Source organism: Streptomyces sp. NPDC007991 (assembly GCF_042958445.1).
GTDB lineage: Bacteria > Actinomycetota > Actinomycetes > Streptomycetales > Streptomycetaceae > Streptomyces.
Window position 1 is genome coordinate 148,523 of the sequence record NZ_JBIBJD010000002.1, and the last position, 23,031, is coordinate 171,553.

11 protein-coding genes and 2 pseudogenes are annotated in these 23,031 nt (G+C 70.5%); 10 read left to right on the top strand and 3 right to left on the bottom strand.

Annotation, left to right across the window (positions count from 1 at the left end; all coding sequences use genetic code 11):
- Positions 1-96: 96 nt before the first annotated feature.
- Together ACFZDA_RS04870 and ACFZDA_RS04875 are read right to left on the bottom strand one after the other, a co-directional pair.
- The gene (locus ACFZDA_RS04870) at positions 97-1,185 is read right to left on the bottom strand and encodes a sigma-70 family RNA polymerase sigma factor (protein ID WP_391074998.1); all 1,089 of its coding nucleotides are present in this window, start codon (positions 1,183-1,185) and stop codon (positions 97-99) included.
- 54 nt (positions 1,186-1,239) lie between these two features.
- The gene (locus ACFZDA_RS04875) at positions 1,240-2,262 is read right to left on the bottom strand and encodes a lytic murein transglycosylase (RefSeq protein ID WP_391076738.1); all 1,023 of its coding nucleotides are present in this window, start codon (positions 2,260-2,262) and stop codon (positions 1,240-1,242) included.
- 255 nt (positions 2,263-2,517) lie between these two features.
- On the opposite strand from ACFZDA_RS04875, the gene ACFZDA_RS04880 reads away from it, so the two are divergent.
- From ACFZDA_RS04880 to ACFZDA_RS04910, 7 genes and pseudogenes are all read left to right on the top strand, one after another.
- Complete coding sequence (locus tag ACFZDA_RS04880; RefSeq protein ID WP_391074999.1) at positions 2,518-3,156, top strand: hypothetical protein; 639 nt, start codon at positions 2,518-2,520, stop codon at positions 3,154-3,156.
- Between the two features lie 251 nt (positions 3,157-3,407).
- On the top strand, positions 3,408-4,169 hold the full coding sequence (locus ACFZDA_RS04885; protein ID WP_391075002.1) for a hypothetical protein: 762 nt from the start codon (positions 3,408-3,410) through the stop codon (positions 4,167-4,169).
- A gap of 5 nt (positions 4,170-4,174) precedes the next feature.
- Positions 4,175-4,441 (top strand): DUF6177 family protein, encoded by a 267-nt coding sequence (locus tag ACFZDA_RS04890; protein ID WP_391075003.1) that lies wholly within the window; start codon positions 4,175-4,177, stop codon positions 4,439-4,441.
- Positions 4,442-4,571: 130 nt separating this feature from the next.
- Entirely contained in the window at positions 4,572-4,844 is a 273-nt protein-coding gene (locus ACFZDA_RS04895; protein WP_391075007.1) for a hypothetical protein, read from the top strand.
- Positions 4,841-9,337: a hypothetical protein gene (locus ACFZDA_RS04900; RefSeq protein ID WP_391075010.1), complete on the top strand. Its 4,497-nt coding sequence runs from the start codon at positions 4,841-4,843 to the stop codon at positions 9,335-9,337. Before ACFZDA_RS04895 ends, ACFZDA_RS04900 begins: the two co-directional genes overlap by 4 nt.
- Positions 9,338-9,413: 76 nt before the next feature.
- A pseudogene (locus ACFZDA_RS04905) lies at positions 9,414-10,284 on the top strand (IS5 family transposase).
- A gap of 101 nt (positions 10,285-10,385) precedes the next feature.
- Complete coding sequence (locus ACFZDA_RS04910; protein ID WP_391075013.1) at positions 10,386-11,081, top strand: alpha/beta hydrolase; 696 nt, start codon at positions 10,386-10,388, stop codon at positions 11,079-11,081.
- 239 nt (positions 11,082-11,320) lie between these two features.
- Here the strand turns inward: ACFZDA_RS04910 and ACFZDA_RS04915 are convergent, their stop codons facing one another.
- Complete coding sequence (locus tag ACFZDA_RS04915; protein ID WP_391075016.1) at positions 11,321-11,944, bottom strand: TetR family transcriptional regulator; 624 nt, start codon at positions 11,942-11,944, stop codon at positions 11,321-11,323.
- 320 nt (positions 11,945-12,264) lie between these two features.
- On the opposite strand from ACFZDA_RS04915, the gene ACFZDA_RS04920 reads away from it, so the two are divergent.
- The 3 genes and pseudogenes from ACFZDA_RS04920 (at position 12,265) to ACFZDA_RS04930 (ending at position 23,018) form a co-directional block, all read left to right on the top strand.
- Positions 12,265-13,284, top strand: a complete 1,020-nt coding sequence (locus ACFZDA_RS04920; protein ID WP_391076741.1) for an FAD-dependent oxidoreductase — start codon at positions 12,265-12,267, stop codon at positions 13,282-13,284.
- A 94-nt stretch (positions 13,285-13,378) separates the two neighbouring features.
- Complete coding sequence (locus ACFZDA_RS04925) at positions 13,379-15,010, top strand: DHA2 family efflux MFS transporter permease subunit (RefSeq protein ID WP_391075019.1); 1,632 nt, start codon at positions 13,379-13,381, stop codon at positions 15,008-15,010.
- Between the two features lie 1,717 nt (positions 15,011-16,727).
- Positions 16,728-23,018: pseudogene (locus ACFZDA_RS04930) on the top strand (protein kinase).
- Positions 23,019-23,031: the final 13 nt, after the last annotated feature.

A 23,031-nucleotide genomic window follows, 5' to 3' on the forward strand; every position in this document is an offset into this window, starting at 1 on the left:
GGGTTCCGGGCGGGTTTCCCGGCGGGGTTCCGGGCGGGATGCCGGGCAGGATTCCCGGCGGGATGCCGGGCAGGATGCCAGGCGGGATTCCGGACGCTATGGAAGCGGGCTCGGAGTGGGCACGGGGAGCGAGGCGGACGGTGTGGCGGGGGCTTCCGGAGCCTGCGGAGTTTCCGGGACCGCCGTGTCCGTCGGCAGGGCGGAGGGCTCCACCGGCAGGTCGGGAACCTCGGGCCTCGGGACGTCGGGCACCTGCGGGACCTCCGGCGCGGACAGCACGGGCAGCGGCGACACGGGAACCTCAGGTACGTCCGGGACCTCCGGCAGCGACGGCACGGACAACGGAAGGAACGATTCCCCGGCGTGGGACTCGGCCGCTCCGCGCTCGTCCGCCGCAGCCGTGGGCCCACTTCCCCCGGGCGTACGGCCCCCGCCACGACCGTCCGGCCGAACCGCCTCCGCGCCCGGCGAGGCGACCGCGGGCCGAGGCGCCACACCACCCTCACCCCCGCCGCCACCACCGTCGAGGGCGTACGGCAGCACGAACCCCGCCACCACCAGGGACGCCGCCGTCGAGGCGACCGCCACGGCCTGTGCCCTGCCGACTCCGCGCGGCCGTCCCCAGCCGATCAGGAACAGCGCGAACCCGAGCGTGGCGGCCAGCGACTGCCGCAGCGTCCGCCGGGCGCGGGCCAGCAGCGACTCGACGGTCCGGTAGCTCAGCCCCATCCGGACGGCGACCTGGCCGACGTCCAGGTCCTCCGACTTCAGCCGCAGCGCCTCGGCCTGCCGGGCGGGCAGCTCACCACTGCGCACCGCCAGCCACTTCGCCTCGGCCCGGTCGCACACCGCCTCCTCGACGGGCACCGGGCCGGGGGCGATGAGTGTCGGGCTGGTACGCACCTCGGCCTCGCGGTTCACCTGCCGGTAGCGGTCGACGCACAGCCGCATCGTCACCGTCGTCAGCCAGGCCGCGAGCCGCTCCTCGTCCAGGTCGGGCCGCTCGGCGGCGCGCAGCATCGCCTCGTGCACCGCGTCCTCGGCGTCCTCCGCACTCATCGACCTGCGCCGGGCCACCTTGAGCAGGTGCTCGCGGTGGCTCCACATACGCCGCCACCGCTCGTCGGCCGCGGTCACCCCTGCAGGTGTCTCTGCGGGCATGTCCGCAGGCATGTCCGTCGCCATGAGAGCCCCTTCGCGCTCGCCCACCGGTCTCGTGCTGTCCGGCGGGGGGCGACATTACCGCCCAGTATCGGCGGTTGTGGAGGGGGAGACGGCCATCGAGTCCGCGCTGTTACGGGTGAGCGGGGCGCCGCTGGGCAGCAGGTCGGGGGCGGGGAGCTCCAAGTCCGGGTCGGGGGTGGGGAGTCGTGGCTCGTCCGGGTTCTCTGGGTCGGTGGCGGCCGGGGAGGCAGGGGCCGACGGGGGGTGAGACGGCGGGGCACTCGGCCGGACGGAGGGTGTCGGTGTCGGCGAGGCCTCCTTCGGCTTCGAGGAGGACTGCGACGGCTCGGGGCGTGGGGAAGAGGCCCCGGCGACGGATCCGGCGGAGCCGTCCGGCACCACCCGGTGCCCTTCCAGGAAGTACGCGTACCAGGACCGGACCGTGCGCAGATAGGCCGCCGAGTGGTTGTAGCCCAGGATCGCCCGGTCCAGCTCGGCGGGAACGGAAAGATCCCGCCCGCCCGCACACAGATACCGTCCGGCGGCGAGTGCCGCGTCGAAGACGTTGTTCGGATCCGCACGCCCGTCGCCGTTGCCGTCCGCGCCCCAGCGCGCCCAGGTCGACGGGATGAACTGCATCGGCCCGACCGCGCGGTCGTATGCCGCGTCCCGGTCGTGGGCGCCGCCGTCGGTGTCCCGGATCAGCGCGAAGGCCGCGCCGTCCAGCCGCGGCCCGAGGATCGGCGCCAGGGTCGTACCGTCCGACGCCACCCTGCCACCGCGCGCCTGCCCCGACTCCACCTGCCCGATCGCCGCCAGCAACTGCCACCGCAGCCGGCAGCCGGGCACTTCACGCGCGAGCCGGCGCTCGGCCCGCCGATACGCGGCGAACACGCTCACCGGCAGCGCGCCGCCCACCTCCTCCTCCGCCGCCTGGCCGCCCGCGCGTTTCCCGGCCCGCAGCGGCGGCAGCTCGGTCCGGTACGGCGCGTCGCCGGACACGCTCGGTCCGTCCTCGGCGGGTGCCTGACCGCGCGCGGGTGCGGCTGCCCGCGCCGGGACCGCCACCGGCGCCTGCGACGCGGTGAGCGCCGCCATCGCCACCACTGCGGCAGCCGCACCTCTGACGCGTTTGCCCCTGTGCCCCGCCACGTCCTGCTCCCCTCCCTGTGAGCTTCCTGTCATCTGCTCTACGGGGGAGGGCGGTGGGTCCGTCGCGGGGTCTTGCGCATGCTTCAGCGGCGCCCCGGCGGCCAGAGCCACGAACATGGATCCGGCGGCAGCCATGGCGGGGCTGATGGCAATCTCCCTGCTGAGCCGCACGGATCCTCGCCCGATGGTCAGGGCCAGCCCATGGCTCGCGGCGGCGAGACTGAGCAGCGGGTCCGCGACGCGGTCAAGGGCATCCCGGGCAAGAAGAGGCCCAAGCCGAACGTCCTTGACAGGGTGTTGGAAAGGCTCGCCACGGAACCCGACGGTCAACGGATCGCCGAGATCATCGGCTCCGGGCAGTTCAATCTGAGCGACGAGTGCGGGCAGGTCGTGTCGTCCTTGGGGGCGAACAGAGCGCAAATGTTCCAGCCAGGGGCCGACCAGCTCATATTCGCGGATGACCTACACACCATCGACTTCGAGCAGAAGTACCCACCTGGCGCTGATATGGACATTCGTATCGCCGACGAGTCCGGTGAGGTCTACGCCTTCCAGATGAAACACCTCAACGACCCGCAGGATCCGGTGGGTGAGATCACGCGGGGCAAGTACTTGCTTCAGCTGGCGAAATCCGAGGCCAACCACCACATACTTCTGGTGGACGGGGGCCGGGGGACGCGCGCGGACTGGATGTCCAACGGCTCCTACGATGCCCTCATGGACATCCACCGCGGTGGGCGCGGACCGAAAGGCGAGGGCATCACGTTCGTCATACGTCTTGAGGACGGAAACCTTGTCGTCCCGCCTGGAAGCAAGCTCGATCCCAAGGACATGCTGTGATCACCTCTCAACCAATCGGCCACTGGACTTGGGAAGTCACACCCGGCACTGGCGGACTTCGGCCCGTGCGGGCTGCGGAGACCGCTGTGGCCGTGTGGTCTGTTCTGGCCGGGCACGAGCTGGCGACTCCCGTGGGCAAGGCCAGCGTTTCGGTCCGGTCCGTGAATGACACACGGGACGTGCGTGTCCGGGCCGATGGCCTGAGCCTGGAACCGGAGCCGCTGTCCCCTGGAACGACTCTGTCGCGTGCTGTGGCCGAGGCCGAATCCCTCGAAGGGGATTTCGTAGTCGGTGTTCGGATCGAATGCCCTGGGTACTGGCTGGAACCAGGAGCCAAACATCGGGCGGAAAAACTGTTCACCATCCAGGTGGACATCTGGAAGAGCAGTCTGCTCGTGGTGACGCTGGAAACGTACGCCGACGCATGGTTGACGATGGACACTCGCGACCGGGAGCAGCCCGAGATCTACGCGGAGAATGCGCCCCGGCTCGCCGCTGCACTGGAGGGGATTTCAAACCTGCTAGGCGGCGCTCCGACGCCGGGCGACCCGAACCGTCACGCGACTCCCACGGAGTCGGGATTCGAAGATCCCAGGATCGAAGGGGCTGCTTACGACGATTCCTGGGGGACTTTCGAGATCCCGGCACGATCGCGTCTGCTCCGGTCCAGAATTCCGGCCTCAGAGGACGAGTACCAGGAGATCACGGACCACCCGGTACGTTACTTCACGATCCGACGCGACGGACAGACCATGGGGTATGTCTGGGCCTCAGTGGGTGACGAGGCTGCGGGCTACGAACCTCGAACCGCCGCTGGAGAGGGAGCATTCGAGGTGGGTGCCGATTGGCTGCTACGCCTGCGGGACGCCCGAAGCCAAGGGCTCAACGCTCTCGCAGCACTGACTTGGGTAGCGCAGAGGCCACCGCGGCCGGAGGCCGGCCTTGTTGTTGAGGACACCCCTCAAGTAGCACCGTCCTTGGACGCTCTCGAAGAACTTTCGGGCCGGTACTGACCCTCATGGCTCGACAGTCTCAGTCAACTCGCCGCGACCTCACGGTCCCCTCACACCTCGAACTCCCGCCGATCCCCGTCACGTTCACGCTCGGCCACGACGAGATCGAACGCATCGGCCCTGCCCACGCCGCGCACCCGCCCCAGGGCCCCACACCCGCGCGGCTCGGCCCCGCGGCGCAATCCGCCCTTCACTACTGCCTGGGTGACGGAACCGATGCCCGGGCCCGGACGACGTTCCAGCGCCTCGTCCGGCATCTGAAGCAGACATGACGGCGCACCGGCGGCGCAGGCCGTGTGCGGGGTGCCGGCCCGTTCGCTTCGTTACGATCGTCCTGGGGGTCGCCGCCGTACGGGAGGGCATGGGCAGATGAACCGGAGACTGGGTACTGCCATATCGGCCGTGCTGGGGATCGTCGTCGGTGTTCTGACCAATCTGGTCACCTCAAATCCCACGGTGCCGCTCGTCGTGGGGTTCGCCGCGGCGGCGGTGCTCTGGGTCGCGCTGACCGTGCTCCACCAGACCGGCTCGTCGTCGCCCCCGACGCCGACGGCGCAGACGCACGGGGCCAACAGCCCCATCATCAACGCCGACAACAACAGCGGCACCATCGGCATCAACACCCCGCCGCGCGTCACCGAGGAACCCGAAGCCGACGGCAACACGACGTCATGAGAAGGCTGTTCGGGACGGGCGGCACCTCGCTCAGCACGTCCGGGGACTACTCCCCGATCATCAATGCCCCGAACAACAACGCGCCCATCACCGTGCACAACGGCGTACAGCCGTACCGGCTGGTGGACGCCCCGCAGGCGTACCGCGGGTACGTCGATGCGTTGACCCCGACCTATTACGAACACAACCCGCTGGTCGCGGAGTTCCACCGGTTCCTGGGCCGACGAGACCGGGGGTACTTCGCGGTGGAGGCCGAGCCGGGCATGGGCAAGTCGGCTTTCGCGGCATGGGTGGAAGGTCGCCAGGAGACGGACGCCGCGCACTTCGTGCAGAAGGGGGCCGGGGCGGAGCAGACCGCGCCGGCCGTGCGCAGCCTGGGCGCCCAGCTCATCACCGCCTGGCGGCTGGACGATCTGGCTCCCGACGGTTTGCTGTCCGGCGGCAGTGGAGAGCCCGAGTGGCTGGCCCTCGTCATCGAGAAGGCTGCGGCGCGGCGGGACGAGCAGGAGCCGGGGCGGCCGATCGTGATCGTCGTCGACGCCCTGGAAGCCGTCAGCGAATACCCTGCGCTGGAGTTGCCGTTCGGGCTGCCGCGACACCTCCCGAACGGGGTGTACGCGGTCGTCACCGCACGCACCGGACGGTTGCGGAACACCCCGGCGGACCAGACGCACCGCGTCACGCTCCCGCCGGACGACCCCGGCAATCTGACGGCGCTGGACGGGTTTCTGCGCACTCGCTCACGGGAGGACACGTACCTGGCCCGCGCCCTGGACCGGTACGGCGTCGGTGAGGGCGCCTTCGCCGCGCAGGTCCTGGAACGCAGCAGGGGCTCCTGGGTCTACGCCCACTACGTACTGAAGTCCATCGGTGAGGACCCACAGACGGTCCGCCGCCTTCCCGATCTGCCCGTCGGCCTGGACGACTACTACAAGGTACGCGTCCTGCCGCTGTGTCTCGGCCCGGACCGGCAACCGGACGAGCGGCGGATCGCACTGCTCGCCGCTCTCGGCGCGGCCGCCGAGCCCGTGGACGGCCCCACGCTCTGCTCGCTGGCCGGGACGGACGAGCCCTCTTTGGTGGACACCCTGATGCGGGACGGGCTGCGGCCGTTCTGCACGGTCGTCACGCCCGAGGACGACCCGGACGGGCCGCCTCGTTACACGCCCCACCACCCCAGCCTCCGCGAGTACCTGTCGGGTTCGCCCGATGCGGCCCTCAGGCAGGCCACCCGCGCGGCCCACGCCCGCATCTGCGACCGGTATCTGACGGCGTGGGGCGGGCTGGACTCGGGGCTCGACGCGCTGGCGAGCCACCCGGAACTCGCCGATGCGGACGCCGGATATCCCGTACGGCAGATGGTGTCACACCTGCTGGCGGCGGGCCGGGAACCGGAGGTGCACCGGCTGCTCGCGGTGAGCCGGCGCGGGAAGAATCTCTGGTACGCGGTGCACGAGCGAGCGGGTGGCATCGGCGCCTATCTGCGGGACATCGAGCTGGCGGAGGCGTCGGCCGGCGAGCTCGGCACGCGGCTGCGCTACCGCCTCATCCGGGCGAGCGTGACCTCCGCGGTCACGGCCCTGCCACCCGGGCTGGTGAGGGAGATGGTCACGCGCGGCTTGTGGACGGCGGAGCAGGCATTTCACCGTGTCGAGCGCATGGGGGACCCCACTCTTCAGGCACGGGCGCTGCAGATGCTCGTACCGGATCTGCCGAAGCGGCTGCACCCAAAGGTGCTCGCGCTCGCCGCCGCGTACGGGGACGAGGATCGCGCCCCTGTGCTGGAGAAGATCATTCCGTTGCTGGACGACGGGCTGATCGCGGCCGCCGTCGAGCCGGTCCTCGCCACCGACGGCGGTCTGCCGCTGCCCGGGCCACTGGTCGCGCTGGCCCCCCGGCTGCCGCACGCCGAGCTGAGGGGTCTGGCCCATCACCCGCTTCTGGCGGACAAGCACGGCAACAAGGCCTACGTACGAGCCGCCGCCGCCCTGTTCCTGCATCCGGACCGGGTCGCCGGGGCCCGGAAGGCGCTGCGGATTCTGCGCTCGGTGAAGTATGTGCCGTACCCGGACCAGCTGATCGCCCTGCTCACGCCCATGCCTGCCGACGAGACGTTCGACGACGTGGTCACCCTGCTCGAGGACAGGCAGCAGAAGCTGGGCCGCGGTGCGATGTCCACGCCGGGCGCCCACGGGTCCGCGGACCGCACCGAGCGCCTGTTGTCCGTGCTGAACGCCGGCGCGGACATGAAGGTGGCCGCCTTCGTGCTCCACCGGGCGGTAGGCCTCGACTTCAGCAGGCCCCGTGCGTCCGACCTGCTGGACACGGCGCTCGGGCTCAGGCTGGAACAAGTGGGCCCGGGCCTGTTGTACTACGCGCTCGTCGATCGGCTGTCGACCACCGCGGTGCGTGAGTGGCTGAGCGCGCTGTTCCCCCCGGAGGGAAAGCCGGGGCGCCGGCTGTTCACGGAGTGCCGGCACGTCCTGCTCGGTGCCCTGCTCCGGCGGCTGCCGCCCGAGGAGGCCCGCACGTACGCCGAGGCGGAGATCCGGGCCGTCCCGGAGATCCCGTCGTCATGGGAGTCCCGGGCGCACCTGGTGGCGTACCTGTCCCCCGAATCCCGCCGTCGCTACGTGGAGGAGGTCAGCGGCGGGTGGGGAAGGTACGGCGGCGCTGTGGGCAACGCCCTGCACTGGCAGACGCTCGACCTGATCGGTCCGCATCTGGGCGAGGAGGAGTTCGGCATCGTGCTGGAAGGGGTGAGCACGGAAGACGCATGGGAGTCGCGCGCCCGTCTGACGGCCCTCGACGCGCTCGCCCCTTATCTGCCCGACCACATGCTGCCGCAAGCCGTCGCCGACAGCACCCACCGCTCTGTCCGCGGACAGGCCGAGGCTCTCTCCTGCCTGGCCGAGCTGGCACGGCTTCTCCCCCCGGAGCGGCGGAGGCCCATCGAGGAGCGGAGCCTGGCGTTCGTACGGGACGTCCTGGCGCCGCCGACCCAGGCCGATGGGGTGGCGGAGCTGGCTCCCGCTCTGTCGGCGGACGCCGCCGTGCGCGCGCTGGCGATCCTGGAGTCCGCGCCGGACACCCCGCCGCTGTGGATGCGGACCCGGGGGGTATGGGAGTGGGATGGCGCACAGTCGTCGGACGCCTCCGCGAGCGCGCGGTTGGTCGCGCGGCCGGTGTACGAGCTCGGTGGCGGTGCGCGGGCGGTCGAGGCACTCAGCGCGGTGCTGCCCGATGAGGCTCTGCCGCGGGCGTGGGCGGTCGCCGCACGCGGCGCGGAGGACGGCCCCGCACAAGTCGCTCTCTGGGCACGCCGGCTCGTTTCGCGTCTGTTCTCCGCGGGGTGGGGAGGACTCCTCGACGACGTACTCCCCAGAGCTGCCGAACACATACCACTGGCCGGCGAGAACGACGTGGCGCACTTTCTCCGTTTCGCGGACCTGGTTCCGGTGGAGCAGGTCCGGCGCGCGCGGGATGCCCTGCTGGCACGCCGCGACAGCCCGCCCCGCCGCGCCGAAACCCTCGCGTATCTGAGCCGCCGTCTCCCCGAAGCCGAGAAGCACTCCCTGGCAAGGGTGGTGCTGGACATGCTGGCGGACGCGCGGCGGGCCCACCAGGACGCCGCCACATGGCATCGCTGGATCGATCCATGTGCCTTGGGGCACCTGTACCGGGCCGGGGCCACCGCAGCGGCGACCGAGGCGCTACGTGAACTGCTCTCTCCGGACATCGCAGGGTACGTGCTCGAACATTTCGGCCCCCCGCTGCCGGCACCGGTCGTCGAGGAAGCCCTGGCCATGGCCTTCGCGGACGACTCCGACTTCAACAGGGCGCACATACTCGGTGCCCTCGCCCCCAGCCTCGACGAGAACCAGATCCGAACCGTCCTCCGGGACGTCGTGGACGCCGAATCGGTCGACCATGACCACCTCCAACTGCTCACCGCACTCGCCCAGCGGCTCGAGCACTGCGGTGCGGACGCCCTCTTACCAGCAGTGGTCCAGCACGCCTGGCGGGCTGGAGAAGCGGAACTTGCGAGTGGCGCGGACGCCTTTCGCACGTTCGTTCCCCTGCTGCGCCGGCTCGACGCCGCCAGGTGCCGGGTCCTGGTGGAACAGGTCATCGACCACCACACGCCCGGCACGTCCACCTCCTGGAAGCCCGAATCCGACTTCGAGTCCTGCGTCGCGGTCCTGGAACCCGAGGAACTCGCCCACCTGTACGACCGCGTCACCCGGGCCCGTAACCCCGCCTCCCGGGCCGCCGCCCAGGCCACGGTCCTGCGCCGGCTGGGGGACGAATGGCCTGGTGCCGACTTCCCCGGCGCCACTGATCTGCCGTCCACCTGGCCCGCCGACATCGACCGGCCCACGCTGTGCCGGCTGCTCGCCGCGTCGGCATGGTGGATACGGCGGCAGCGTGGCAACGAGGCAGTCGGGGAAGCGGCCGGGGCCCTGCTCGACGTGTGCACCTGGTGGCCGTGAAACGCGGGCCGGATCGGCTGTGACCTGCTAGGGCGTGTATCGAAAGTAGATCTTGAACGTGAGATGATCTTGGTTCGTGGCACGTGGAGATCTGACGGACGCGCAATGGGCGGTGCTGAAACCGCTGTTACCGAAGGGCAAGAAGCCTGGACGGCCGCCGACGTGGGCCAGGCGGCAGCTGATCGACGGCATACGGTTCCGGGTCCGCACCGGCATCCCGTGGCGGGACCTCCCCGCCGAGTACGGGCCGTGGGGCCGGGCGTACGACCTGTTACGTCGCTGGCAGCGGGACGGCACCTGGCATCGGATCTTCACCGAGCTTCAATCCCAGGCTGACGCGAAAGAGCTGATCACCTGGGACATCAACGTCGACTCCACGGTGTGCCGGGCCCATCAGCACGCCGCCGGTGCGAGGAAAAGGGCGAGCTGCAGAAGGAGCCGCCCGGCGGCGTCACTGTCGAGCCGGACGACCATGGGCTCGGGCGCTCGCGCGGCGGCCTGACCACCAAGCTGCACCTGGCCGTCGAACAGGGCCAGAAGCCCATGTCCATCGTGATCACGGCCGGGCAGCGGGGCGATTCCCCGCAGTTCGGGCCCGTCCTGAACAAAGTCCGTGTCCCGCGTCCTGGGCCGGGCAGGCCGCGCACCCGGCCCGATCGCGTGCGCGCCGACAAGGCGTACGCCTCCCGGAAGAACCGCGCTTACCTGAGGAGACGCGGGATCCGCTGCACCATCCCCGACAAGGCCGACCAGGCCCGCAACCGCAGGAAGCGCGGCGCGCGCGGTGGACGGCCGCCGAAGTTCGACCCGCAGGACTACAAGGCTCGGCACGCGGTCGAGTGCGGCATCAACTCAAACGGCACCGGGCCGTGGCCACGCGGTACGACAAGCTCGCGGTCCGCTACGAGGCCACCGTCCTCGTCGCCGCCATCAACGAATGGTTGTGAACGGCCGTGTTGTGGTGGCGCGTGAGCTTCTTCGAAGCCAAGCGTTCTGCTGTCGGCCAAGACAGTCGCGGCTCCGACGGCATGGGCGACAGGATCGTCACATGCAGCCGATCTTCGTTCTCGTGCACAGTCCGTCTGTGGGCCCTTCGACCTGGCACCCTGTGGCCGAACACCTGACGGCGGCGGGATACCAGGTACGGGTGCCGTCTCTGCTGAACGTAGGCGCCGGTGCTCCGCCCTTCTGGCCCCGCATGGTCAACGCCGTCCGCGACGACCTCCGACAGGTCCCGGCCGACAGCTCCCTCGCGTTGGTGGCACACAGCAACGCTGGCCTGTTTCTCCCGGCGATCCGCTCGGGCCTGGACCATCCGGTGACCAGCTCCATCTTCGTCGATGCCGCGCTGCCGGCCCGAACCGGACCCACCCCTGTCGCCTCACCCGAGTTGCTGGAGTTCCTCCGCCCGATGGCCGTGAACGGCAGGCTGCCGCGCTGGACCGACTGGTGGGACGAGGCAGACGTCGCACCCATGTTCTCCGATCCGTCGATGCGGCAGACAGTCATTGAGGAGCAGCCGACCCTGCCGCTGTCCTACTACGAGCAGCACATCCCGGTCCCCGACGGATGGGACGATCACCCCTGCTCCTACTTGCTGTTCGGTCCTCCGTATGACGACCTTGCCGACGAGGCGCGCGGACGCGGCTGGCGTGTGGCACACCTGCCCGGCGCACACCTCCATCAGATCATCGATCCTGCCGGCACAGCCCGGCACCTCGTCTCACTGGCCACTACGACCTGATCCACTTCCGATACACGCCCTAGGTCGGGTTGCAGAGGCGATCGGAGGCAGTCAGAGGCAACCGCCCTCTGTATTGGTCCGAGTCTGCCCAGGTCAGACGGCGTTGATCGGGCCGTGAACCCGCTGACAGCACTCGGAATCGACCTCGGCCGAGGCGCGATGGGGACGTCTGCCTCCGGCATCGGAGCCAGGGGCCGACCGCATCAGATGCCTGTGCAACGAGGCCGGCCGTGCCCTTCTCAGCTGTGGCGCGGGCGAGGCAGCAAGGCGAACGCGCTCTCCGCTATCGAGGTCAGGCGGGCGGGACTGTGGCCGTACGCGCCTACGACATCGCTCCCGCGGATGATGGTCAGCAGAAGGTAGGCAAGGTCGTCGGGATCCGCGTCGGGGTCGATGTCGCCGTTGCGCTGCGCCGCTCGCACGCACTCGGCCACCGCCGTCACGACCACGGAGAAGCAGTCGTTGGCCAGGCGTTCCACCTCGGGGTCGGAGGCGCCGAGCTCCAGGGCCATCTTGGCGGCGAAGCAGGCCGCCGTCGCCCGGTCAGGGGCGGGGGGTACGTCGGCGGCGAGTGGCACCCCGTGGACGGCGCGGAGCAAGTACCCGTGCAGTCGCTCCAGGGCGCCCTCGTCCGGTCCGGCGAGCGCCTTCGGCGCAAACTGCCCCAGCCGGGCGAAGTACCCGCCCATCGCCTGCAACAGCACGCCGTGCTTGCCGTCGAACGCGGCATAGAGGCTGCCGCGGCCCAGGCCGGTGGCGGCGCTGATGTCGTCGACGCTCGTGCCGTTGTAGCCCGAGACGCGGAACTGCCGCTCGGCGGCATGGAGGACGTGATCGCGGTCGAAGCTTCGTGGTCTCGCCATACACCGAAGGTAAAGCCGACCCGCCGTACTTGACAACTCAGTACAGAACTACCTAGGTTTCGGACTGTTCAGTACACAACCGCCCTGAGCTCACCGGACAAGGTGCGTGCACGCCTGGCGCGATGGAGAGCAACCGATGCCTTTGCACTCCTGCGCACGAACGTCGGGCTGTCCTCGGCGCGGGGCACTTCCTTGCACCTCGAACAGCCCAAGACGGTCGCCGACCACATCCTGGGCTTCCTGAACCGCTGACCACCCTCCAACCACCCGGAACTCGAAAGGTCGACCGAACCATGACTGACAAGGAAAGGCAGGAGGCCATGGCTGTGACGACTCCTCCGTACACGAGCGACGCACTGGCCGAGGGGACCGTCGACGCGGTGGTGATCGGCGGGGGCGCCGCGGGGCTGAACGGTGCACTGATCCTCGCCCGCTCCCGCCGCTCGGTCGTCGTGATCGACAGCGGCTCCCCGCGCAACGCGCCCGCGGAGGCCGTGCACGGCCTCATCGCCCTGGACGGCACCCCGCCGCCCGAGATCCTTCAACGGGGCCGTGAGCAGGTGCGCCAGTACGGCGGACGCGTCGTGTTCGGCGAGGTGGTCGCGGCCGAGTCCGCCGCCCCGTCGGCGGACGGGGACCTTCGGTTCACCGTCACCCTGGCCGACGGCCGCCGCATCACCGCCCGCCGCGTCCTGGTGGCCACCGGCCTCACGGATGTGCTGCCACAGGTGCCCGGGCTCGCCGAGCACTGGGGGCACAGTGTGGTGCACTGCCCGTACTGCCACGGCTGGGAGGTGCGCGACGAGCCCATCGGCATCCTCGCCACCGGCGCGGCCTCCATCGGCCACGCGTTCTTGTTCCGTCAACTGACCGAAGACCTGACCTACTTCACCCACGGCACCGACCTGGACGAAGACAGCCGCGCCCGCTTCGCCGCCCGCGGCATCCGCGTCATCGACACCCCGGTCACCGAGGTCGTCAACGACGAGGACGGTGCCCTCGCCGGGGTGCGCCTGGCCGACGGCCAGGTCGTGGCCCGCCGCGTCGTTGCGGTCGCCGCGCAGATGCAGGCCCGAACCCAGGGCCTGGAAGGTCTGGGCCTGCCGGTGCGGGACCTGCCGAACATGGGCCGCGGTTTTGCCTCCGGTATGGCCGGCGCCACCGAGGTGCCGGGTGTGTGGGTGGCCGGCAACGCCACCGATCTGGTCGCCCAGGTCGGGGCCTCCGCAGCGGCCGGCGCACTGGCCGGCGCCGACATCAACAGGATGCTGGCCATCGCGGACACCGACACGGCCCTCCAGGGGATCGCCGAGGGAAGCCCACAAGGGGCCACAGGATGATCTTGAAGCCCGGAGATCTCAGCCCGTCGCCCGCTCGCCTCACGGGCAATTGAGTGATTCCGCTCGTCCGCCCCGTCCCTCTCAGGAGCTACTGATGCCCTTCCTTGCGAACACCCCCGTGGAGAAAATGAACGGGCCTTACGCGCGGCGCTGGTGGGCGCTGCTCGTGCTGTGCCTGAGCCTGCTGATCACGGTGATGGCGAACACGTCGCTGATCGTCGCCGCCCCCGACATGACCACCGAGCTGGGCCTGAGCAGCAGTGATCTGCAGTGGGTCGTCGACGGCTACACCGTTCCGTACGCGGCGCTGATGCTGGTGCTGGGCTCGATCGGCGACAAGTACAGCCGGCGTGGCGCGCTGGTGCTGGGTCTGCTGATCTTCGCCGGCGGTTCGGTGATGGGGAGCATGGTCGACGAGACCTCGCTGGTCATCGTGGCCCGCGCGATCATGGGTTTCGGTGCCGCGGTCGTGATGCCGGCCACGCTGTCCCTGCTGGTCGCGACCTTCCCCCGGAGCGAGCGGAGCAAGGCCATCACCGCCTGGGCCGCGACCTCCGGGCTGGCGGTAGCCGTCGGCCCGCTGGTCTCCGGCTGGCTGCTTGAGGACCACGCCTGGGGCTCGACCTTCCTGATCAACGTGCCGATCGCCGTCGTCGCCGTGTTCGCCGCGCTCGCCCTGGTACCGCCGTCCAAGGCGGAGGGCATGGGCCGGATCGACTACGTCGGTGGTCTGCTGTCGATCGTCTCCGTCGGCTCCCTGATCTACGCCGCCATCGAGGGCCCGCACTTCGGCTGGGGCGCCGGCCCCGTCACCGCCGCCGCGGTCGCCGCTGCCGGTCTGGTCGCCTTCGTCGCCTGGGAGCTGCGGCACCCGCACCCGATGCTGAACGTCCGAATGTTCGCGCTGCGGCCCTTCACCGGCTCGATGCTCGCGGTGATGTTCTTCTTCTTCGGCATGTTCGCCGTGCTCTACTACTCGACGCAGTTCCTGCAGTTCGTCCTCGGCTACGACGCCCTGGACACGGGCCTACGGCTGCTGCCGCTGGGCGGTGCGGTGTTCCTCGGGTCCGCGGCGACCGGGACGCTCACCCCGAAGCTGGGGGTGAGGACGATGGTCGTGACCGGCATGACCGTCGGCACGGCGGGCATGTTCCTGCTCACCCAGATCGACAAGGGGTCGACGTACGGGGACTTCCTGACGCCCCTGATGATGCTGGGCCTCGCGCTCGGACTGAGCATCTCCCCGGCGACCGACACGATCATGGGCTCCTTCCCCGAGTCCGAACTGGGCGTCGGCGGCGGTGTCAACGACACCGCGCTGGAGCTGGGCGGTGCGCTGGGCATCGCGGTGCTGGGCTCGCTGCTGGGCACGGCCTACCGGGACGAGCTGACCGACCTGGTGGGCAACCGGCTCCCGGCGGAGGCGATGGAGATCGCCAAGGACTCGGTCGGTGGTGGCCTGGCCGTCGCGGAGCGGGTCGCGCAGGATCCCTCCGCCGGGCCCCAGCAGGCCCAGGCCGCCGTGGACGCCGTCCACCAGGCCTTCGCCCACGGCGTCGCCCAGGCCAGCCTCGTCGGCGGGATCATCATGGCCGCCGGAACGCTGATCGTCCTCGCGGTCCTGCCGGGCCGGCGCGGGTTCGCGAGGAAGAGCGCCGAGCCGGGGGCCGGGACGGCGGCGAGCAAGGCGGCGACTGTGCGGGAGCACACCGGGGCCACCCGCTAGATCACCGGCGGGGCGTCCACTGGATCGCCGGGGACACGCCCGCCGGAGCGACGGGCACCGCCTCCGCCGGATCGCCCGCCAGGCGCGTCGGGCAGGAGCCCGGCGGCGCGAGATGCGCAGGGCGCGGGCGTGGTCCACGGTCCACGGCCACGCGGATCCTCTGCCGGAGCACCCCACCATCCTTGGCCTCCGGGCCGCCCCGGGGCTCTCCTCCGGGGCGGCCCGGAGGCCAAGGGCCGTGAGGTGACAGCGGCGGTCGCCGCAGACGCCGCCCTGCGCCGGCACGCGACCGCCGCTACGCCGCACTCCGCTATGCCGCACCCGCCGCTGCTCGCACCCACACGGCGGCGTCGTGCCACTGCCCTGCGGCCCTGCTCGCGCCCCCGCCCTCTGAGCCTCGCGCCCCCACGGCGCCGCTCGCGCCGGCACCCCTCTGCCGCCGTCACCCTCAGCTGCTCGCACCCTCGCGACGGAGCCACGCGCGGATTCGACCCGGCCAGTTTGTTCAATAAGTAAACATGGCCCTTGACCTGCAAAAATGAATAGCGGCAGACGAGTCAGGTTAGCCCCACCTGAGCCAACAGCGGCGGCTCGGATCCCCCTTCGTAAGCGAGAGACAGCTCGCGTCGGGCTCGCGTGGGGCGCGTTCCACAGCTGCCACCCTGCGCATCTGTTCTTGCACATGGACCGGGATGCGGATTAGGGCGCCTCCGTCCGCGATGGCTCGGGAGTCTGTTGACGTACCCACCAAGTCGCGTACGTCGAAAACTAGTTGCCCATCGCCGGGTCGAGCTTGCGGGCCACCCTCATCAGCCCCGGCACCCCTACCTGGAACAGGTCCTCGTGATCCAGCCCCTGCTCCAGGTAGGCGCGGATGAGCGAGCGCCCCAGCCGAAAGTTGTGCCGGACAAGGGTAGTCCCGCCTCCGGATCCTGAGGTCGCCGGACAGCAGTGCACACAGTTCCGCCTCCTCAGGCTCCTATGCGACGCGGTCGGCACCGCCGGGCACGAGCACAGCCAGGCCGACTCCGCTTCCGCGCTGAGGATGCGACTGTCGGGCCGCGGTCGAAAGCGGCCCATGTGCGCCACGGACAGGGCGGCCGCCACAGCATCGGCTGAGTGGCCAGTTTCCGGCGGGCCCTCCTACTCCGCTGTTCCTCGGCCACCCTCCGGCAGCGATGAGGCCACCTGCGCCGACGCCCGGTCCGTCCCGGGTTCGGCATCCCGCACCCTCATCCCCGCCCGAAGCTCGCCCGCTTCACATGCGGTCAGCCCGGCCAGCCGGATCACTCCATCGAACGCCTGGGAAGTCACACATCCGTCGGCGTCCGCGTAGCACACCAGTGGCGCCCGCACCCGCCCAACACAGATCAGCACATTTTCTTCACGGACTCGTGCAACCTTTTCCACATCCGGGGGGTCCGCATCTACATGCGCACGCACGTCCTGGACATGCAGGCCCAATCGGGCCAACTCGCCCCACGGCCGGCCCCGCTCGACCTGGCCGAGTCAGCGCCCCCCGCTCGCTTCACAATGAGACTCGAGAAGCATGTTGACGATGTCAACGTATTGCCGATCTATCAAATGTGAACTACATCGCGTACGGTGACGACTGCCTCACTGTCTGTTCTGACACGATGGGCCATGCGGCAGCAGGTCAGGGGGCGCGTTCCGTTTCGGAACCGCGAGAACGCGAGCAGCAGACAGAGGAGCGGCAGTGAGCCAGGATCTCGTCGACGGCAGATTCCGCATCGGGCGCGTCATCGGCAGGGGCAACATGGGGGAGGTCCACCAGGCCGAGGACCTGCGCGCTCCCGAGGGCTCGCCCGAGCGTACGGTCGCCGTCAAGACGATCCTGCGTCGCCGCACCGGAGGCCGGATCGACACCGGCGGCGACACCAAGGCCGTGGAGCGCTTCGCCCGCGAAGTGAACATCATGCGCCAGCTGGATCATCACCCCAACATCACCAGGCTCGTCGCCGGCGGCATCGCCGCGGACTGCGACGATCTGCCCTATCTCGCCATGGAGTACCTGAACGGCGAGTCGCTGCGCGACCTGATCGAGGAGGAGTCGCAGCTCCCGGTCGCCTGGGTCGCCGCCATCGGAGCCCAGATCGCCGCCGGCCTCGCCGCCGCGCACGCGAAGGGCGTGGTCCACCGGGATCTGAAGCCCGCCAACGTCATGCTCACGCGGGGCGGCACGGTCAAGGTGCTCGACTTCGGCATGGGCAGCATCGTCGACGACCCGGACCAGACCCGCCTGACCAGCACCGGCGTCAGCGTGGGCACCGCCCGCTACATGGCGCCGGAGCAGTGCCAGGCCAAGCAGGTCACGCAGGCCGCCGACCTGTACGCTCTGGGCTGCGTGCTGTACGAGATGCTGGTCGGCGTCCCCCCGTTCACGAGCGAGTCGGCATACGAGCTCGCCGAGCGCCATGTCCACCAGGAGCCCAGCCCCGTCCGCGCGATCCGCGGCGGTATCCCCGCCGAACTCGCCCGGCTCGTCGACCGGCTGCTGGCCAAGGACCCGGCGAACCGCCCCGCCGACGCCGTGACCGTACGGGACGCCCTGCTCCCGCTCGCCGTACCGGCGGACGACGCCTGCCTCGTCCCCGCGTGGATCGAGCGGGACCCGACACTCCCCCTGCGCGAGGCCACGCCGGCCCCGGCGATCGCCCTCTCACAGCAGCCTGCCCCCGTGACCGGCTCCGGCACGGGCATGGACGTCTTCGGTGTCCACCAGGCCCTGATCCGCGACTACCGCTCCTTCACCGAGGGCGGCACCGTCATCCGTGACGAGCGCATTAAGGCCTACGTCGAGAAGGATCTCGACGACAAGTCCCAGTGGCCCAACCCCTGGCTGTCGCTCAACCCGTTCTTCCAGGGCGGCGGAACAGTGGTCGAACTCGCCCAGCAGAAGGTGCTGCACCCCGAGTGCGCCCGCATCTTCCAGGCGAAGAAGACCGAGGGCGGCACCGTCTGCGACGGCCGGCCGCTGCTCCTGCACCGGCACCAGCGCGACGCCATCGACGCCGCCGCCTCCAGGGCGTCGTACGTCCTGACGACCGGTACCGGCTCCGGCAAGTCGCTCTCCTATATCGTCCCGATCGTCGACAAGGTGCTGCACGAGCGCGACGAGGAGGGCCCGAACGCTCCGAAGCGCGTGCGGGCGATCATCGTGTATCCGATGAACGCGCTCGCCAACAGCCAGCTGCGGGAACTGGAGAAGTTTCTGCGCGACGGCTACGGCGCGGGCCGCGAGCCCGTCACCTTCGCCCGCTACACGGGGCAGGAGGACGACGAAAAGCGCAAGGAGATCCGCGACAACCCCCCGGACATCCTGCTCACCAACTACGTGATGCTGGAGCTGATGCTGACCCGCCCGGCCGACCGGGCGAGCCTCATCAGGATGGCGCGAGGCCTGGAGTTCCTCGTCTTCGACGAACTGCACACCTACCGTGGCCGCCAGGGCGCCGACGTCGCACTGCTGATCCGCCGTGTCCGCGAGGCCTGCCAGGCCGAGAGCCTGCAGTGCATCGGCACGTCGGCCACCATGTCGACGGAGGGCACGCTGGAGGACCAGCGGCAGGTGGTCGCCGGCGTCGCGACCACCCTGTTCGGCACGACGGTCCGCCCCGAACACGTCATCGGCGAGACCCTGGTCCGCGCGACCGGCGAGGCACCCGACACCGTACCGGCCGAACGCCTCACCTCCCCCGCCCCCCGCGCCTACGACGACCTGGCAAGCGATCCTCTGGCCCGCTGGATCGAGGACCGCTTCGGCCTCGTCGAGGACGATGCCACGGGCCGCCTCGTACGTCGCCCGCCGACGCAGATCGAGGTCGCGGCGCGCGAGTTGCACGAGACGTCGGGCGTCGACGAGGAGCAGTGCGCGAAGGCGATCCGCGCCACCCTGGAGGCCGGCTCGCAGGCGCTCAACCCGCGCAACGAACGGCCGCTGTTCGCGTTCCGCCTGCACCAGTTCCTCTCCAAGGGCGACACCGTCTACGTCACCCTGGAGGACAAGTCCTCCCGCCACCTGACCCGCTCCTACTAGCTCGAACAGCCCGGCAGCGGAGGCAAGTTGCTGATGCCACTGGCCTTCTGCCGGGAATGCGGCCAGGAGTATCTGACCGTGTGGCGTACCGAGAAGGACGGCGAGGTCCGCTACGAGGCGCGCCGCGACACCTCGGCTACCGGCGGCCGGCAGGGCGACGGCTACCTCTACGTCGACCACGAGCGCGAGTGGCCGTCCAACGTGCAGTACGCGGTGGACGACCGCCGACTGCCCGAATCCTGGCTGGAGTTGGACGACAAGAGCCAGGAGGTCGTCAAGCGCGCCTACCGCGACCGGGTACCGAAGGCCGTCACCGTGGACACGCTCGGCCGCGAGGGTCAGGGTGAGCTCAAGGCCGCGTTCATCCCGTCGCCGTTCCTGTTCTGCCTGCACTGCGGTGTGGCGTACGAGCAGACGCGCGGCCGGGACTTCGCCAAGCTGGCGACGCTGGACCAGGAGGGCCGCTCCTCCGCGACCTCCTTGGTATCGGCGTCCATCGTCCGCTCGCTGAAGTCGGTACCGGAGGAGGCCCTCGACCCGAGGGCGCGCAAGCTCCTCACGTTCGTCGACAACCGGCAGGACGCCTCCCTCCAGGCCGGCCACTTCAACGACTTCGTGCAGATCACGCAGTTGCGCGGGGCCCTGTACCGGGCGGCCCTGGACGCCGGCGACGACGGCCTGCACCACGAGGAACTGGCCTCGGCGGTGACCAACGCGCTCACCATCGCCCCCGCCGACTACACCGGCGAGAGCGAGCTGCCGCCGTCGCTGGCCCGCAACGCGGCCCGCACGCTGCGCGACGTGGTCGCCTTCCGGCTCTACCTCGACCTGGAGCGTGGCTGGCGCATCACCATGCCCAACCTGGAGCAGACGGGCCTGCTGGAGATCGACTACGAGGATTTGGGCTGGGTCGCCGACAAGCAGGACCGTTGGGAGGGCACGCACCAGGCGCTGCGCGACGCCGACCCTGCGTTGCGGGCCGAGGTCATGAAGGCCCTGCTGGACGAGATGCGCCGCTCGCTCGCCATCGACGTGTCGTACTTCCGTGACGACGCCTTCGACTCCCTCCAGCGCGCCAGCGAGGAGCGGCTGGTCGACCCGTGGGTGCTGGCCTCCGCGGACAAGCCCCGGGTCGGCACCGCCTACCCGCACCCCTCCCGGCGGGGCACGGACCGTTCGAGCCTGTTCCTGTCGGCGCGGGGCAGGTTCGGCAAGTTCCTGCGGCGCACCGACCGTACCTTCCGCGACCTGGACCAGGACGACCTGCAGCTGATCATCGCGGAGCTGCTGAAGGTGCTGACCAAGGCGGGCCTGGTCAAGGAGGTGGAAGTCGCCCCGCAGCGCACCGGCCGTTACCGCAGAGCGTCCTCCGCGGCCATGACCGGCTACCGGGTCGCCGCCCAGTCGCTGGTGTGGCGCGCCGGCAAGGGCGAATCGGGCGCGCACGACCCGCTGACCCGCACCTACCAGAGCGGCGACGGCCCGCGCATCAACACGTTCTTCCTCAAGCTGTACCGGGAGACCGCCGACGCCCTGTCCGGCCTGTACGCCCGCGAGCACACCGCCCAGGTGTCCCCGGAGGACCGCGAGGCCCGTGAAAAAGCGTTCCGCAACGCGGAGTTGAAGCTGCTGTACTGCTCGCCCACGATGGAGCTGGGCGTCGACATCTCCGAACTCAACGCGGTGATGATGCGTAACGTGCCGCCCACGCCCGCCAACTACGCCCAGCGTTCGGGCCGCGCGGGCCGCAGCGGCCAGCCCGCGCTGGTCACGACGTACTGCGCGACGGGCAACAGCCACGACCAGTACTACTTCCGCCAACCCTGGCGCATGGTGGCGGGCGCGGTGGCCCCGCCCCGCCTGGACCTCGCCAACGAAGACCTCGTCCTCTCCCACCTCCAGGGCATCTGGATCGCCGAGGCCGGCCTGCGCCTGGGCCGCTCCATCCCCGAGGTGCTCGACGTGTCGTACCCGGATTCCGGCGACCGCCCGGACCCGGCCCTCCACCTCCTGCCGGACATCCGGGACGCGGCCCACGACGACGGCGCCCAGCGGCGCACGGTGAACGCCGCACTGCGCGTCCTCGGCCCGCTGTTCAGGGACTTCGCGGACACCACGTGGTGGCACGACGACTGGATCGACGACAAGGTCCGGACGGTCGCCGAACGCTTCGACCGCGCCTTCGACCGCTGGCGCAGCCTGTTCCGGGCCGCCCTGGACGACCAGTACGTCCAGAACAAGCGCCGCCTCGACTACAGCCTCACCGAAAGCGACCGCAACCGCGCCAACGCCCGCCGCCGCGAGGCCGAGACACAGCTGAACCTCCTCATGAACGAGAGCGTCGACAGCAAGTCGGTCCTCTCCGACTTCAACCCCTACCGCTACCTGGCCTCCGAGGGCTTCCTGCCCGGCTACAGCTTCCCGCGCCTGCCGCTCGCCGCGTACATCCCGACGATCGGCCGCCGCCGCGGCGACGGCGACTACCTCCAGCGCCCCCGCTTCCTCGCCATCCGCGAGTTCGGCCCCGGCTCACTGATCTACCACGAGGGCGCCCGCTACCAGGTCACCCGCATCCAGCTGCCCCCGGACTCCTCCGGCGAGCTGACCACGGGCGAGGCCCGCCGCTGCGCGAACTGCGGCTACCACCACGAACCCAAGGAACGCGAGGACCGCTGCGGCTTCTGCAACGAGCCGCTGGGCGCCGCGACCTACGGCCTGCTGCACCTGCACACCGTGTACACCACCCGCCGGGAGCGGATCTCCTCGGACGAGGAGGAGCGGCGCCGGGCCGGCTTCCGGCTGGAGACGTCGTACCGCTTCCACGACCACGGCGTCCGCAAGGGCCGCCTCAACGCGACGATCGCCGCCCCGGACGGTGAGCTGGCACAGATCACGTACGGCGACTCCGCGACCGTCCGCATCACCAACACCGGGCGGGTACGCGCCCGTACGGACGAGCCGCCGGGCTACTGGCTGGACCTGGCCGACGGCCGCTGGATGAACGACAAGGACGCCGCCGAGGCGTCCGGTGACTCCAGCGAGCTGCCGCTGGTGGACGCGGACGGCAACGAACGGCGCCGCAAGAAGCGCGTCATCCCGTTCGTGGAGGACCGCCGCAACATCCTCGTCGTCACCCTCGACGAGGCGCTGCCGGAGCCGATCGCACTCACGCTGATGTACGCGCTGGAGCGCGGCATCGAGGCCGCCTTCGAGTTGGAGGACGCCGAGCTGTCCAGCGAGCTGCTGCCGCCGGACGACGGTCCGAGGCGCCGCATCCTGTTCATGGAGGCGGCGGAGGGTGGCGCCGGCGTGCTGCGGCGCCTCCAGGCCGAGGACGACGCCCTCGCGAAGGCGGCCCGCCGGGCCCTGGAGATCTGCCACTTCTCGGCGGACGGCAAGGACGAGGGCGACGAGGAGCACCGCCCGGGACGGGCCTGCGCGCTCGGCTGCTACGAGTGCCTCCTGACGTACGGCAACCAGCTCGACCACGCCCAGATCAACCGGCACACGGTGGCCGGACTGCTGGTGCGGTTCGCGTCGGCGACGGCGCAGCGGGAGTCGCGTGGCGAGTCGCGGTCGGAGCAGTACCGGCGGCTGCTGGCCGAAACCCCGTCCGCTCCCACGGCCGTCGAGACGTCGGCGGCCGAACTGGCCGCACAGGGCGACTTCCTGGGCTGGGCGAAGGCGCGCGGCCTGCGGCTTCCCGACGAGAAGGACGTCTTCCTGACCGACGCGAACGCGGCACCGGACTTCGTCTACCGGCTCCCGGGCGCCAACGTCGCGGTGTTCGTCGACGGCCCCGACACCGAGCCGAGCGCGCTGCGCGACGCCGACGCCGAGGAGCGGCTGTTCGACGCCACCTGGGACGTGGTCCGCTTCCCGCACGGCGGTGACTGGGACGCCATCGCAGCCGGCAACACCCGCTACTTCGGCTCTCCGGCCGCCCACTAGTCACCCACCCAGA